Below are 14,727 nucleotides of genomic sequence, written 5' to 3'. Positions count from 1 at the left end.
GAGTTTGCCGGCGATCACATCCGCAAAATTCAGCGAATTATTTTTTGTGAACAAAGTCACAATATCGAGACAAACTGAAAACAATATTATGTGATGTAATTCACATTAATTAGCCTAATCAGGCGAATTTTGACCCATTGTCTTTTTTTTGCACACCCATTTTGTGATGCACGTCACTACAAATACCTGCCAGATACCTATATTCATGTGATCAGAATCACACTAAAACCCACCGACTGGACAGTTTAACGATTCAGTGCCAGATTCGCTTTATCAATCAGGGTCCGGCGACCTCTGCCGCCATATTCACAACAAGCCTCGGGCTTTTAGCCTACGCGATAAGCAAAACAGAAGAAGGGGTGTTTTATGTCATCCGATATCAAGATCAAGGTGCAAAGCTTTGGTCGTTTCCTCAGCAATATGGTGATGCCAAACATCGGCGCGTTTATCGCGTGGGGTATCATCACCGCATTATTCATACCGACAGGGTGGTTACCGAATGAGACGCTGGCGAAGTTAGTCGGCCCGATGATCACCTACCTGCTGCCGCTGCTTATCGGCTATACCGGCGGTAAGTTAATTGGCGGTGAGCGTGGCGGCGTCGTCGGTGCCATTACCACCATGGGCGTCATCGTCGGCGCGGACATGCCGATGTTCCTCGGCGCCATGATCGCAGGTCCACTGGGCGGCTGGGCGATTAAACATTTTGATAGCTGGGTAGACGGTAAGATTAAGTCCGGTTTCGAAATGCTGGTGAACAACTTCTCCGCCGGTATTATCGGGATGATCCTCGCCATTCTGGCATTCCTCGGCATTGGCCCGGCGGTTGAAGTCCTGTCCAAAATTCTGGCGGCGGGCGTTAACTTCATGGTTGTCCATGACATGCTGCCGCTGGCATCTATCTTCGTTGAACCGGCGAAAATCCTGTTCCTGAACAATGCTATCAACCACGGCATCTTCTCGCCGCTGGGTATTCAGCAGTCTCATGAGCTGGGCAAATCAATCTTCTTCCTGATTGAAGCCAACCCGGGCCCGGGGATGGGCGTACTGCTGGCATACATGTTCTTTGGTCGCGGTAACGCGAAGCAGTCTGCAGGCGGTGCGGCAATCATCCACTTCCTGGGCGGTATCCACGAAATCTACTTCCCGTACGTACTGATGAACCCGCGTCTGATCCTTGCCGTTATTCTCGGCGGTATGACCGGCGTGTTCACCCTGACTATCCTCAACGGCGGTCTGGTTTCTCCTGCTTCCCCAGGTTCTATCCTTGCGGTGCTGGCGATGACGCCGAAAGGGGCGTACTTCGCTAACATCGCGGCCATTATTGCCGCAATGGCCGTCTCCTTTGTGGTCTCCGCCATTCTGCTGAAAACCAGCAAAGTGAAAGAAGAAGATGATATCGATGCTGCGACCCGTCGCATGCAGGATATGAAAGCTGAATCCAAAGGCGCGGCTACTCCGCTGTCTGCAGGTGCCGTGGCTAACGATCTGAGCCACGTGCGCAAAATCATCGTGGCCTGCGATGCCGGCATGGGTTCCAGCGCCATGGGTGCCGGGGTGCTGCGTAAAAAAGTGCAGGATGCGGGGCTGGGCAATATCTCCGTCACCAACTGCGCCATTAACAACCTGCCGCCGGATGTCGACCTGGTGATTACCCACCGCGATCTGACCGAGCGGGCGATGCGCCAGGTGCCGCAGGCCCAGCACATTTCGCTGACCAACTTCCTCGACAGCGGCCTGTACACCAGCCTGACCGAGCGTCTGGTTGCGGCGCAGCGCCATACTGACAACGAAGAGAAAGTCCGCGGCAGTCTGAAAGACAGCTTCGAGGCCGCCGACACAAATCTGTTTAAGCTTGGCGCAGAGAATATCTTCCTCGGTCGCAAAGCGGCGACCAAAGAAGAGGCGATCCGCTTCGCGGGCGAGCAGCTGGTGAAAGGCGGCTACGTTGAGCCTGAATATGTCCAGGCGATGCTGGATCGTGAAAAACTGACCTCCACCTATCTGGGCGAGTCCATCGCGGTACCACACGGCACGATTGAAGCTAAAGATCGCGTCCTGAAGACCGGCGTAGTGTTCTGCCAGTATCCGGAAGGGGTTCGCTTTGGCGAAGACGAAGATGACGTAGCCCGTCTGGTTATCGGTATCGCGGCACGCAATAACGAGCACATTCACGTGATTACCAGCCTGACTAACGCGCTGGATGATGAGTCGGTGATTGAGCGCCTGACCCGCACCACCAGCGTTGAAGAAGTGCTGGCGCTGCTGAAAGGCACCAAAGCGTAAACGGTCCCGGCCACGCCGGGAGACGAATCACCCTCTCTCTCTGACTGGAGAGAGAGGGTTCGGGTGAGGGGCAAGCCTCACCCGAACCCTCTCAGGTAAAAACATTAATGAAGGTTAATACTATGAATGCATTACATTTTGGCGCAGGTAATATCGGACGTGGCTTCATCGGCAAATTGCTGGCTGACGCGGGGATCGCGTTAACATTCGCCGATGTGAATCAGGTGGTACTTGACGCCCTGAATGCCCGTCATAGCTATCAGGTTCACGTCGTCGGCGAAAACGAGCAGGTCGATACCGTTTCCGGCGTCAATGCCGTCAGCAGCATCGGCGATGAAGTGATTGACCTGATTGCCCGCGTTGACCTGATCACCACCGCCGTCGGCCCGGTTGTGCTGGAGCGCATTGCGCCGGCTATAGCGCAGGGGCTGGCGAAGCGTAAAGCGCAGGGAATCACCGCCCCGCTAAACATCATTGCCTGTGAAAACATGGTGCGCGGAACCACACAGCTTAAAGGCCACGTGTTTAACGCTCTGGCGGAAGAAGACAAAGCCTGGGTAGAGGCCAACGTCGGCTTTGTCGATTCCGCCGTTGACCGTATTGTTCCCCCGTCCGCCTCTGCGACGCATGACCCGCTGGAAGTGACCGTGGAAACCTTCAGCGAGTGGATCGTCGATAAAACTCAGTTTAAAGGCACTTTGCCGGCGATCCCTGGCATGGAATTAACCGACAACCTGATGGCATTTGTCGAACGTAAGCTATTCACCTTAAACACCGGACATGCTATAACCGCCTACCTCGGAAAACTGGCCGGGCACCAGACGATCCGCGACGCGATTCTCGATGAGAACATTCGCGCCGTGGTGAAAGGGGCGATGGAAGAGAGCGGCGCGGTACTGATCAAGCGCTACGGCTTTGATGCACAGAAGCACGCCGCCTACATCCAGAAAATCCTCGGCCGTTTCGAGAATCCGTACCTGAAAGATGACGTTGAGCGCGTAGGTCGTCAGCCGCTGCGTAAACTGAGCGCGGGCGATCGTCTGATTAAGCCGCTGCTTGGTACGCTGGAATATGCTCTGCCGCACGTCAATCTGGTCAAAGGGATCGCTGCGGCAATGCACTTCCGCAGCGAAGAAGACCCGCAGGCGCAGGAGCTGGCAGCCTTGATTAACGAGAAGGGCCCCCAGGCTGCGCTGGCACAGATTTCTGGTCTGGATGCAGCAAGTGCCGTGGTGACCGAGGCCGTTAACGACTACAACGCCACCAAATGAGGCAAGACCTGGCGCGGTACGAACCGCGCCCATTACTACTCCTGTCAGATATGCAGGCAATAATGGAAGAAACACAGGCATTTGAAAACCGCGTGCTTGAGCGTCTGAATGCTGGCAAAACCGTACGAAGCTTCCTGATCGCCACCGTCGAGCTACTCACGGAAGCGGTCAATATTCTGGTGCTTCAGGTGTTCCGTAAAGACGACTACGCGGTGAAATACGCAGTGGAGCCATTGCTGGATGGCGATGGGCCGCTGGGGGACCTTTCTGTACGCCTGAAGCTGATTTACGGCCTTGGGGTGATTAGCCGCGCCGAATACGAAGACGCCGAGCTGCTGATGGCCCTGCGTGAAGAGTTGAATCACGACGGAAATGAGTACAGTTTTACCGATGATGAGATTCTTGGGCCTTTTGGCGAACTGCATTGTGTGACCGCCCTGCCGCCGACGCCGCTGTTTGATGACAGCGACGAAGAACTGCTGGCAATGCAGAAGCTGCGCTACCAGCAGGTTGTACGTTCAACAATGATGCTGTCTCTGACCGAGCTGATTTCCCGAATCAGCTTGAAAAAAGCCTTTCAGAAATCAACGCTCTGACCCGGATTCCACCTGGTCACAAGCCGGCCGGTAAAGCTGCCTGTAATACTCCAGACGACTCAGATACAGCGCCTCTTTGTTCTGCGGAATTTCCCGCGGCACGTGCTGCAAACGCGGGGATTTTTTCAGATACTCCATAAAAGCCTGGCTTGAAGCCATAAAATCAACTGTCTTGTCGATAATACGCGGTACGCCGTCACCGATTTTTGCCATCTCGCCCTCCAGTTTTCAGGGATCATCCTGTAAAGGATTAGCGAAAAGCGAGGTCAGGGTTGAGGAAAACGTGCGGTATAGACGACAGACTTCACAGAGATGAAAAACAGGCCACTCTTAGTCATAATATTATTAACATTCATATAATTAGAAATCATTACCTCTGAGACTTCCGCGGAAAAAACGCCGGATTGTGGATAAATGACTACCCACAACAGAAGTCACAGCACATACTATATGTTGTCGAAATCCCTTTATTAATAGATTAAGTCATCATGAAAGAAGTCGAAAAGAATGAAATCAAGCGTTTGAGCGACCGCCTCGACGCCATCCGCCACCAGCAGGCAGACCTGTCTCTGGTGGAAGCTGCGGACAAATACGCCGAGCTGGAAAAAGAAAAAACGACCCTCGAAGCCGAAATTATTCGCCTGCGCGAAGTTCAGGGCCAGAAACTGAGCAAAGAAGCGCAGAAGCTGATGAGCCTGCCGCATCGCCGCGCGATTACGAAAAAAGAGCAGGCCGATATGGGCAAGCTGAAGAAAAGCGTTCGCGGACTGGTGATTGTTCATCCGATGACCGCCCTCGGTCGCGAGATGAACCTCAAAGAAATGACCGGCTTCGCTAAAACCGAGTTCTAATCTTTTAGTCCCGAGGCCTCCCCGGTGGCGCTGCGCTGACCGGGGCTACGGAAACACATTCGCTGCCAGTCGCTGGCCGGACAGGCGCTGATTCACCTGTCATTCACATCCATGATCTTTCTCCCTGTCCTATTGGCCCTACCAATTATTTCTTAAACCACTCAACGGTTCACATATCCATCATTTTTAGTCACAGATATATTGCCTGCCAATAACATTTGGTTAACTATTCGTTGTCGTTAACCCTACAACTCAATTTTGGCTGGGCCAGTTTTACAAAAGATGTGATCTGCAAGGAGCGCAGACTCAGCACCACATCTTTGCGGCCCGATGGAGACCTGCATGAACCTCTGGCAACAAAATTACGATCCGGCCGGTAATATCTGGCTCTCAAGTCTTATCGCCTCGTTACCGATTCTGTTTTTCTTTTTTGCCCTGATAAAGCTCAAGCTCAAAGGGTACCTGGCGGCGACATGGACCGTAGCCATTGCGCTGTCGGTCGCGCTGCTGTTCTATAAGATGCCCGTTGACCGCGCGCTGACTTCCGTGGTCTACGGCTTCTTTTACGGCCTGTGGCCCATCGCATGGATTATTATCGCCGCGGTTTTCGTCTATAAAATTTCGGTCAAGACCGGACAGTTCGACATTATTCGCTCGTCGATTCTCTCGATTACCCCTGACCAGCGCCTGCAGATGCTGATTGTCGGCTTCTCCTTCGGGGCTTTCCTCGAAGGTGCGGCCGGCTTTGGCGCTCCGGTGGCGATTACCGCCGCGCTGCTGGTCGGCCTGGGCTTTAACCCGCTGTATGCGGCGGGGCTGTGTCTGATTGTCAACACCGCGCCGGTGGCCTTTGGTGCGATGGGCATTCCGATTCTGGTCGCCGGCCAGGTCACCGGTATCGACAGCTTTGCCATCGGCCAGATGGTCGGTCGTCAACTGCCGTTCCTGACCATCATCGTCCTGTTCTGGATTATGGCGATTATGGACGGCTGGCGCGGTATCAAAGAGACCTGGCCGGCGGTCATGGTCGCCGGTGGCTCGTTCGCCATCGCGCAGTACCTCAGCTCTAACTTCCTTGGCCCGGAACTGCCGGACATCATCTCCTCTCTGGTGTCGCTGGTTTGCCTGACCCTGTTCCTCAAACGCTGGCAGCCGGTCCGTATCTTCCGCTTCGGCGATATGGGCGCCGCCCAGGTCGATCAAACGCTGGCGCGCACCCATTACAGCGCCGGGCAGGTCGTCCGCGCCTGGTCGCCGTTCCTGTTCCTGACCGCCACCGTGACTTTGTGGAGCATCCCGCCGTTTAAGGCCCTGTTTGCTCCCGGCGGGGCGATGTATGACTTCGTCATCAATATCTCCGTGCCATTCCTCGATAAAATGGTGGCCCGCATGCCGCCGGTTGTCAGCGCAGCCACCCCTTACGCTGCGGTGTATAAGTTCGACTGGCTGTCTGCCACCGGCACCGCCATCCTGTTTGCGGCTATACTTTCCATCGTCTGGCTGCGTATGAAGCCAAAAGATGCGCTGGTCACCTTTGGCAGCACGTTAAAAGAACTGGCTCTGCCGATTTACTCCATCGGCATGGTGCTGGCGTTCGCCTTTATCTCAAACTATTCCGGGCTATCGTCGACGCTGGCCCTCGCGCTGGCGCACACCGGCCACGCGTTTACCTTCTTCTCGCCGTTCCTCGGCTGGCTGGGGGTGTTCCTGACCGGTTCAGACACTTCGTCTAACGCGCTGTTCGCCGCGCTGCAGGCAACCGCGGCACAGCAGATCGGCGTCTCCGATATTCTGCTGGTCGCGGCCAACACCACCGGCGGCGTCACCGGCAAAATGATTTCGCCGCAGTCCATTGCCATCGCCTGTGCGGCGGTAGGCCTGGTGGGGAAAGAGTCGGACCTGTTCCGCTTTACCGTAAAACACAGCCTGATCTTTACCTGCATGGTTGGCGTTATTACCACGCTACAGGCCTATGTCTTAACCTGGATGATCCCATGATAGTGATGCCCCGGCGCCTTGCAGACGATGTAGCCCGTCGTGTGCGGGCGCTGATTGAAGAACAGAAGCTGGAGGCGGGCATGCGACTGCCCGCCGAGCGCCAGCTGGCCGCCCTGCTTGGCGTATCGCGCAACTCGCTGCGCGAAGCGCTGGCGATGCTGGTGAACGAAGGCCTGCTGGTCAGCCGCCGCGGCGGCGGGACTTTCGTGCGCTGGCAGCACGAAGCGTGGTCGGAACAGAATATCGTTCAGCCGCTAAAAACGCTGCTTGCCGACGATCCCGATTACAGCTTTGATATTCTGGAAGCCCGCCACGCCATCGAAGCCAGCACGGCCTGGCATGCGGCGATACGCGCCACCGACGCCGAAAAAGAGCGCATTCGCCTGTGCTTTGAAGCGACCCAGAGCGAAGACCCGGACCTGGCCTCGCAGGCTGACGTTCGCTTTCATCTGGCGATTGCCGAAGCCTCGCACAATGTGGTGCTGCTACAAACCATGCGCGGCTTTTTCGATCTCCTGCAATCCTCGGTCAAACAGAGCCGCCAGCGGATGTACCTTGTCCCGCCGGTATTCGCCCGTCTGACTGAGCAGCACCAGGCCGTGATGGAAGCCATTTTCGCCGGTGACGCCGAAGGCGCGCGTCAGGCGATGATGGCGCATTTAGGCTTTGTCCACGCCACGATTAAACACTTTGATGAAGACCAGGCCCGCCAGGCGCGAATTACCCGCCTGCCCGGTGACCACAATGAAAATGCCAGGGAGAACCCGTGATGATTATTTCAGCCGCCAGCGACTATCGCGCAGCCGCACAGCGAATCCTGCCACCGTTCCTGTTCCACTATATCGACGGCGGCGCCTATGCCGAGCACACGCTGCGCCGCAACGTTGAAGACCTGTCTGATGTGGCGCTCCGCCAGCGGGTGCTGAAGAATATGTCGGATCTGAGCCTGGAGACGACGCTGTTCAAAGAAAAGCTCTCCATGCCGGTGGCGCTGGCACCGGTCGGGCTATGCGGGATGTACGCTCGCCGCGGTGAAGTACAGGCGGCAGGCGCCGCGGATGATAAAGGCATTCCGTTTACCCTCTCCACCGTTTCCGTGTGCCCGATTGAAGAGGTCGCTCCGACCATCAAGCGCCCGATGTGGTTCCAGCTGTATGTCCTGCGCGATCGCGGCTTTATGCGCAATGCGCTGGAGCGCGCCAAGGCTGCGGGCTGTTCAACTCTGGTCTTTACCGTTGATATGCCGACGCCGGGCGCCCGCTATCGCGATGCCCATTCCGGCATGAGCGGCCCGAATGCGGCGATGCGCCGCTACTGGCAGGCGATGACCCACCCGCAGTGGGCATGGGACGTTGGCTTAAACGGCCGCCCGCATGACCTCGGCAATATTTCCGCCTATCTGGGTAAGCCGACCGGACTTGAGGACTACATTGGCTGGCTGGCCAACAACTTCGATCCGTCCATTTCCTGGAAAGACCTTGAGTGGATCCGCGAATTCTGGGACGGCCCGATGGTGATCAAGGGGATCCTCGATCCGCAGGATGCGCGGGATGCGGTGCGCTTCGGCGCCGACGGGATCGTGGTCTCCAACCACGGCGGCCGCCAGCTCGACGGCGTTCTCTCCTCAGCCCGTGCGCTGCCGGCCATCGCCGATGCGGTAAAAGGCGATATCACCATCCTCGCCGACAGTGGTATTCGTAACGGTCTCGATGTGGTGCGCATGATCGCGCTGGGCGCCGATAGCGTGCTGCTGGGCCGCGCCTATCTGTACGCGCTGGCTACCCACGGTAAGCAGGGCGTAGCCAACCTGCTGAATCTGATCGAGAAAGAGATGAAGGTGGCGATGACCCTGACCGGAACCAAAACCATTGGTGAAATCAGCCGCGACTCTCTGGTTCAGAACGCCGACGCGCTGCAAACCTTCAATGCGATTAAGCAGGGTAACGCTGCATAATCCCCCCGCCCGGCGCTCACCCACAGGGATGAGGGCCGGGCAAATATCTGCTATTCTGCCCGCGCGATTAAGAGCCTAATGAGACAGGGCAGCATGCTGAACATTGTACTATTCGAACCTGAGATCCCGCCAAATACCGGGAACATCATCCGCCTGTGCGCCAACACCGGCTTCAATCTGCATATTATTGAGCCGATGGGTTTCACCTGGGACGATAAACGCCTGCGCCGCGCCGGGCTGGATTACCATGAATTTACCGCCGTTCAGCGCCATCGTGATTATGCTGCCTTCGTGGAAAGCGCCAGGCCGCAGCGCCTGTTCGCCCTGACCACGAAAGGCACACCGGCTCACAGCGCGGTCAGCTATCAGGATGGCGATTTTTTGATGTTTGGCCCGGAAACGCGCGGCCTGCCGGCCAGCATTCTTGATGCCCTGCCGGCACAGCAGAAAATCCGTATTCCGATGATGCCGGACAGCCGCAGTATGAACCTGTCAAATGCGGTGTCGGTGGTGGTGTACGAGGCCTGGCGCCAGCTGGGGTACCCGGGCGCGCTATTGCGCAGTTAGCCTGAGTCATTCCCGGATTGCGGCGCGCTGCGCCTTATCCGGGCGACCCGATATCACGGGTCCGTAGCCCTGCTAAGCGCCAGCCGGGGGAAAGCAGTACGGCAGCGGATTCCGCGATAGCGGCGCAGGCGCCCGATCCTCGCTACGCAGGCAACGCGTTATCGGGATAGCCCGCTTCTAGATACCATCGCCGTACTCAAAGGTATGGTGAATACCATTAAAGTGCTGATCCATATCCATCGCCGGCTTGTCGCTCTCTGGTTTACCGACGATACGCGCCGGTACGCCGGCAGCGGTGGTGTGCGGCGGTACGGGCTGTAGCACCACGGAACCGGCGCCAATTTTCGCCCCCCGACCCACTTCGATATTGCCGAGGATCTTCGCGCCGGCGCCAATCATCACGCCTTCACGGATTTTCGGGTGACGATCGCCGCTGGTTTTACCGGTACCGCCGAGGGTCACGGACTGCAGAATCGACACGTCGTCCTCAATCACCGCCGTTTCGCCAACCACAATACCGGTAGCGTGATCGAGCATAATCCCACGGCCAATTTTCGCCGCCGGATGGATATCCACCTGGAAAGAAACGGAAACCTGATTTTGCAGGAAAATCGCCAGCGCCCGGCGCCCCTGATTCCACAGCCAGTGGCCAATGCGATAGGCCTGCAGCGCGTGGAAACCTTTCAGGTACAGCAGCGGCGTGGAGTACTTATCGACCGCCGGGTCGCGGGTGCGCACGGCCTGAATATCGCAGGCGGCGGAGGCGATCATCTCCGGATCGGCGGCATAGGCCTCTTCCACCACCTCACGAATGGCTATGGCGGGCATAATCGGCGACGCCAGCTTATTCGCCAGCATATAGCTCAGGGCGCTGCCCAGATTTTCGTGCTTGAGGAGCGTTGCGTGGTAAAAACTGGCGAGCATAGGCTCACAGTCGGCCAGAGCCCGGGCCTCGGCTTTAATATTGTTCCAGACGATATCCAGTTCTTCACACGGCATTGCTGACTCCAGGCGATAGCAGAATGACCGGCCAGTTCTACGCTGACCGGGTCATCGAGGTGACAAAGGTTCCTTTAAGCTTAATTGCTGCGCTCGTCCTTGCGTGCGCGGCCTAATAAAGTCAATGCTGCCTCGCGCGCAATTTTTCCGCAATACAATACCTGATAAATTTCCTCGGTTATTGGCATTTCGACACCTAAACGCTGTGCCAGAACGCGAACTTCCTTGGTATTGCGATAGCCTTCAACCACCTGTCCAATCTTATCCTGCGCGCTTTGCACATCCATACCCTGGCCGAGCATCATGCCAAAGCGGCGGTTACGCGATTGGTTATCGGTACAGGTCAGCACCAGATCGCCCAGCCCCGCCATCCCCATAAAGGTTTCCGGATCGGCGCCCAGCGCGGTACCGAGACGCGACATTTCAACCAGACCACGGGTTATCAGGGCCGTACGCGCATTGGCGCCAAAGCCGATGCCGTCAGACATCCCGGCGCCAATGGCGATGACGTTTTTCACCGCCCCGCCAAGCTGCACGCCGATAAAATCCGGGTTGATATAGACGCGGAAGCTTTTACCGCAGTGCAGCAAGCGCTGCAGGTCGTCGGCAAATTGCGGCTCCGTGGATGCCAGCGAAATGGCCGTCGGCAGCCCTGCCGCCAGCTCTTTGGCGAAGGTCGGGCCGGAAATAACCGCCAGCGGGATCGTGTCGCCCAGCGCTTCGCGCGCGACATCCTGCAGCAGGCGACCGGTTTCAGCCTCAAGGCCTTTCGTCGCCCAGACCAGGCGCGCATCCGGACGCATCAGCGGTTTAATCTGTCGCAGAACCTCACCAAAGACGTGGCTTGGCACCACAACCAGAATGTCGCGGCTGGCAGCCAGCGCGGCAGACAGATCGCTTTCAAGATGCAGCGTGTCAGGGAAAGGGACGTCAGGAAGGAAAGCGGCATTGCAGCGGTCATGTTGCAGCGTCGCGATATGTTTCGGGTCATGGCCCCAGAGCACAACATCGTGGCCATTTCTTGCCAGTGTGATGGCAAGAGCGGTGCCGTATGAGCCGGCACCGATCACAGTCATTGCAGCATTAAGTGCGTTCATCAGGCATCCTGATGTTGTTCGGCACCTTCGCCAGCTTGCTGCTGCAGATAGTTCATGAACAGCGCATCGAAGTTCACTGGCGCAAGGTTCAGTTGCGGGAAGGTACCGCGAGACACCAGGCTGGTAATGCACTCACGAGCATACGGGAACAGAATGTTCGGGCAGTATGCGCCGAGGCAATGCGCCATCTGGTTGCCGTCAATGCCGTCGATAGAGAAGATGCCGCCCTGCTGTACTTCACACAGGAACGCGGTTTCTTCGCCCAGCGCAGCGGTTACGGTTACGCGCAGCACCACTTCGTAGACGCCTTCAGCCAGCTGGCTGGAAGCGGTGTCCAGATCAAGTTTAACTTCCGGCTGCCAGTCTTTCTGGAAAACTTGCGGCGCATTTGGCGCTTCAAAGGAAATATCCTTGGTATAGATACGCTGGATCTGGAAAGTCATTTCGGTGCTGTTTTGTTCTGACATAGTAAAACCCTTTCGTGTTGTCCTTAAATACGCCTACCCGGCCTGGGTGGACGCAAAATTAGCGCAGCAGGGGATCAAGTCCACCACGTGAATCAAGCGCGTACAAGTCGTCACAGCCGCCAATGTGCTGCTCATCAATAAAAATCTGCGGAACCGTCGTGCGACCGCTGCGTTGAATCATCTCTTCACGCTTCGCGGCATTGCCATCAATCGGCAGTTCATTGAACGTTACGCCTTTGCTGTTCAGCAGTGCTTTCGCACGGATACAGAACGGACAGGTCGCTTTGGTGTAGATATCAATATTGGCCATGACTTCACTCCTGTTTTTACCCGCAGGATGTTACGCCGCAGACAAGGCTGCCCCCAACGGATCGCCGCAGCGGGGGAAACCTGACTACGTCATAAAGACGTGGGTAAATTTATTTGCCGCGTACCAGCGGAAGGTTTTCGCCGCTCCAGCCAGCGATGCCTTCTTTCAGTACAAAGACCTTTTCGAATCCGGCTTTATTCAGCGCGCTGGCAGGCTCTTGCGCCTGCATACCGGAACCGTCTACCACTATAATGGGTTGTGCTTTGTGTTTTTCCAACTCACCAACGTTATTTGCCTTGATTTCGGTCGGCAGCAGGTTGATGGAGCCCGCGATATGGCCTTTACGGAAGTCGTCACGCTGACGCAGGTCGACAACCACGGCATCTTCTTTGTTGATCAGACGCGTCGCTTCACCACGGGTAATGACTTTAACTTTCGACATCAGCCCCTTAAAGGTGGTGAACAGCACCGCCACCAGCAGCGCGATCCACGCGATGCTCAGGACGGGGTGACGGCCGACGAATTGCATAATTTCTTGCATGGGGGGTTACAACTCCCGACTAAGTGATAAAAAAACCAGGGAAGGAGTATACCTGTGCATTGCGGCAAATACAGCCAGTGAGCGCGATGTAATGTATTTTCTGCGGCCCGTCACGAAAAAATCCCCTTCCGACGACTTTCGTGCGGGCCCGACGCTCTCTTTCTTTGATCTTTTACGGTGCTTTGAACGATTCAGCTGTAGTAAAATTACGCAAATTTTCTGTCTTTGAGCATGAGGTTGTCGCAATGTCGAATTCTAAAAAGCCGATGGTACTGGTCATTCTTGATGGCTATGGCTATCGTGAAGACCAGCAGGATAACGCGATTTATAGCGCGAAAACGCCAGTCATGGACGCATTGTGGGCGAAACGTCCCCATACGCTGATTGATGCTTCTGGCCTGGAGGTTGGTCTGCCGGATCGCCAGATGGGCAACTCTGAAGTGGGTCACGTTAACCTCGGCGCCGGTCGTATCGTTTACCAGGATCTGACCCGTCTTGATGTCGAAATCAAAGAACGCACGTTCTTTGCAAACCCGGTGCTGACCGCCGCGGTCGACAAAGCCGTTGCTGCGGGTAAAGCCGTGCACATTATGGGCCTGATGTCCCCTGGCGGCGTTCACAGCCACGAAGACCACATTATGGCGATGGTAGAGCTGGCCGCCGAGCGCGGAGCAGAAAAAATCTACCTGCACGCTTTCCTCGATGGCCGCGACACGCCGCCGCGCAGCGCTGAAAACTCACTGGCGAAATTTGAAGAAAAATTTGCCGCTCTCGGTAAAGGCCGCGTGGCTTCCATTATTGGCCGCTACTACGCCATGGACCGCGACAATCGCTGGGACCGCGTTGAGCAGGCATATGATCTGATGACCCTGGCGAAGGGCGAGTTCCAGGCCGACACCGCCGTTGCCGGTCTGCAGGCCGCTTACGCTCGCGATGAAAACGATGAATTCGTGAAGGCGACCGTGATCCGTGCCGAAGGCCAGGCCGATGCCGCGATGGAAGACGGCGACGCGCTGATTTTCATGAACTTCCGTGCTGACCGCGCCCGTGAAATCACCCGTGCCTTCGTCAACGCCGATTTCGACGGTTTCGCCCGTAAGAAAGAGGTCAAACTCGACTTCGTGATGCTGACCGAATATGCCGCCGACATTAAAGTCGCCTGCGCATACCCGCCGGCGTCCCTGGCCAATACCTTCGGCGAGTGGATGGCAAAGAACGACAAGACTCAGCTGCGCATCTCCGAAACCGAGAAATACGCGCACGTGACCTTCTTCTTTAACGGCGGCGTTGAAGAGCCGTTCAAAGGCGAAGATCGTATTCTGATTAACTCGCCGAAAGTCGCAACCTACGACCTGCAGCCGGAAATGAGCTCCGCCGAGCTGACCGAAAAACTGGTTGCTGCTATCAAGGGCGGTCAGTACGACACCATCATCTGTAACTATCCGAACGGCGATATGGTCGGTCATACCGGCGTCATGGAAGCGGCAATTAAAGCCGTTGAAACGCTGGACAACTGCATCGATCAGGTTGCCAAAGCGGTAGAATCCGTCGGCGGCCAGCTGCTGATTACCGCCGATCACGGTAACGCTGAACAGATGCGCGATCCGGCAACCGGCCAGGCCCACACGGCCCATACCAACCTGCCGGTACCGCTGATCTACGTTGGCGATAAAGCCGTGAAAGTCGCCGAAGGTGGCAAGCTTTCCGATATCGCGCCAACCATGTTGTCGCTGATGGGAATGGAAATCCCGCAAGAGATGACTGGCAAGCCGCTGTTCATCGTGGAATAA

The 14,727-nt window shown here is 56.4% G+C and carries 15 protein-coding genes; 9 read left to right on the top strand and 6 right to left on the bottom strand.

Annotation, left to right across the window (positions count from 1 at the left end; all coding sequences use genetic code 11):
• Positions 1-366: 366 nt before the first annotated feature.
• The 3 genes from DSD31_RS00840 (at position 367) to mtlR (ending at position 4,153) form a co-directional block, all read left to right on the top strand.
• On the top strand, positions 367-2,286 hold the full coding sequence (locus tag DSD31_RS00840) for a PTS mannitol transporter subunit IICBA (protein ID WP_004868884.1): 1,920 nt from the start codon (positions 367-369) through the stop codon (positions 2,284-2,286).
• A gap of 122 nt (positions 2,287-2,408) precedes the next feature.
• Complete coding sequence (mtlD, locus tag DSD31_RS00835; RefSeq protein ID WP_004868885.1) at positions 2,409-3,557, top strand: mannitol-1-phosphate 5-dehydrogenase; 1,149 nt, start codon at positions 2,409-2,411, stop codon at positions 3,555-3,557.
• Positions 3,554-4,153, top strand: coding sequence for a mannitol operon repressor MtlR (mtlR, locus tag DSD31_RS00830; protein ID WP_015585526.1), 600 nt, complete (start codon positions 3,554-3,556; stop codon positions 4,151-4,153). The genes mtlD and mtlR overlap by 4 nt, the downstream gene beginning before the upstream one ends.
• On the opposite strand, the gene DSD31_RS00825 is transcribed toward mtlR, so the two are convergent.
• Positions 4,142-4,366: a hypothetical protein gene (locus DSD31_RS00825; protein ID WP_044346788.1), complete on the bottom strand. Its 225-nt coding sequence runs from the start codon at positions 4,364-4,366 to the stop codon at positions 4,142-4,144. The genes mtlR and DSD31_RS00825 overlap by 12 nt on opposite strands.
• 275 nt (positions 4,367-4,641) lie before the next feature.
• Between DSD31_RS00825 and DSD31_RS00820 the strand changes: the two genes are divergently transcribed.
• The 5 genes from DSD31_RS00820 (at position 4,642) to trmL (ending at position 9,523) form a co-directional block, all read left to right on the top strand.
• Positions 4,642-5,004, top strand: coding sequence for a YibL family ribosome-associated protein (locus DSD31_RS00820; RefSeq protein ID WP_004868892.1), 363 nt, complete (start codon positions 4,642-4,644; stop codon positions 5,002-5,004).
• A gap of 342 nt (positions 5,005-5,346) precedes the next feature.
• Entirely contained in the window at positions 5,347-7,002 is a 1,656-nt protein-coding gene (lldP, locus tag DSD31_RS00815) for an L-lactate permease (RefSeq protein WP_004868894.1), read from the top strand.
• A complete protein-coding gene (gene lldR / locus DSD31_RS00810) occupies positions 6,999-7,772 on the top strand; it encodes a transcriptional regulator LldR (RefSeq protein WP_064356578.1) in 774 nt (257 codons plus the stop codon). Before lldP ends, lldR begins: the two co-directional genes overlap by 4 nt.
• Positions 7,772-8,956 carry an FMN-dependent L-lactate dehydrogenase LldD gene (lldD, locus tag DSD31_RS00805; RefSeq protein ID WP_004868899.1) on the top strand — a complete coding sequence of 395 codons (1,185 nt, stop codon included), beginning with the start codon at positions 7,772-7,774 and terminating at the stop codon, positions 8,954-8,956. Before lldR ends, lldD begins: the two co-directional genes overlap by 1 nt.
• A gap of 93 nt (positions 8,957-9,049) precedes the next feature.
• Positions 9,050-9,523 (top strand): tRNA (uridine(34)/cytosine(34)/5-carboxymethylaminomethyluridine(34)-2'-O)-methyltransferase TrmL, encoded by a 474-nt coding sequence (trmL, locus tag DSD31_RS00800; RefSeq protein WP_004868901.1) that lies wholly within the window; start codon positions 9,050-9,052, stop codon positions 9,521-9,523.
• Between the two features lie 177 nt (positions 9,524-9,700).
• Here trmL and cysE read toward each other — a convergent pair whose 3' ends face one another.
• The 5 genes from cysE to DSD31_RS00775 form a co-directional block, all read right to left on the bottom strand.
• Positions 9,701-10,522 carry a serine O-acetyltransferase gene (cysE, locus tag DSD31_RS00795; RefSeq protein ID WP_004106845.1) on the bottom strand — a complete coding sequence of 274 codons (822 nt, stop codon included), beginning with the start codon at positions 10,520-10,522 and terminating at the stop codon, positions 9,701-9,703.
• A gap of 80 nt (positions 10,523-10,602) precedes the next feature.
• Positions 10,603-11,619 carry an NAD(P)H-dependent glycerol-3-phosphate dehydrogenase gene (gene gpsA / locus DSD31_RS00790; RefSeq protein ID WP_004868903.1) on the bottom strand — a complete coding sequence of 339 codons (1,017 nt, stop codon included), beginning with the start codon at positions 11,617-11,619 and terminating at the stop codon, positions 10,603-10,605.
• Positions 11,619-12,086: a protein-export chaperone SecB gene (gene secB, locus DSD31_RS00785; RefSeq protein ID WP_004868904.1), complete on the bottom strand. Its 468-nt coding sequence runs from the start codon at positions 12,084-12,086 to the stop codon at positions 11,619-11,621. The genes gpsA and secB overlap by 1 nt, the downstream gene beginning before the upstream one ends.
• Positions 12,087-12,144: 58 nt before the next feature.
• Positions 12,145-12,396 (bottom strand): glutaredoxin 3, encoded by a 252-nt coding sequence (gene grxC / locus DSD31_RS00780; RefSeq protein ID WP_004868906.1) that lies wholly within the window; start codon positions 12,394-12,396, stop codon positions 12,145-12,147.
• Between the two features lie 109 nt (positions 12,397-12,505).
• Positions 12,506-12,937, bottom strand: a complete 432-nt coding sequence (locus DSD31_RS00775) for a rhodanese-like domain-containing protein (RefSeq protein ID WP_004868909.1) — start codon at positions 12,935-12,937, stop codon at positions 12,506-12,508.
• 245 nt (positions 12,938-13,182) lie between these two features.
• Here DSD31_RS00775 and gpmM point away from each other — a divergent pair, with 245 nt between their 5' ends.
• The gene (gpmM, locus tag DSD31_RS00770; RefSeq protein ID WP_032718389.1) at positions 13,183-14,727 is read left to right on the top strand and encodes a 2,3-bisphosphoglycerate-independent phosphoglycerate mutase; all 1,545 of its coding nucleotides are present in this window, start codon (positions 13,183-13,185) and stop codon (positions 14,725-14,727) included.

Source organism: Klebsiella sp. X13 (assembly GCF_003323835.1).
In the GTDB taxonomy this organism is placed as follows: domain Bacteria; phylum Pseudomonadota; class Gammaproteobacteria; order Enterobacterales; family Enterobacteriaceae; genus Klebsiella; species Klebsiella ornithinolytica.
Note: the sequence above shows the minus strand (reverse complement) of the source record. Positions and strands in the feature narration are given on the sequence as shown.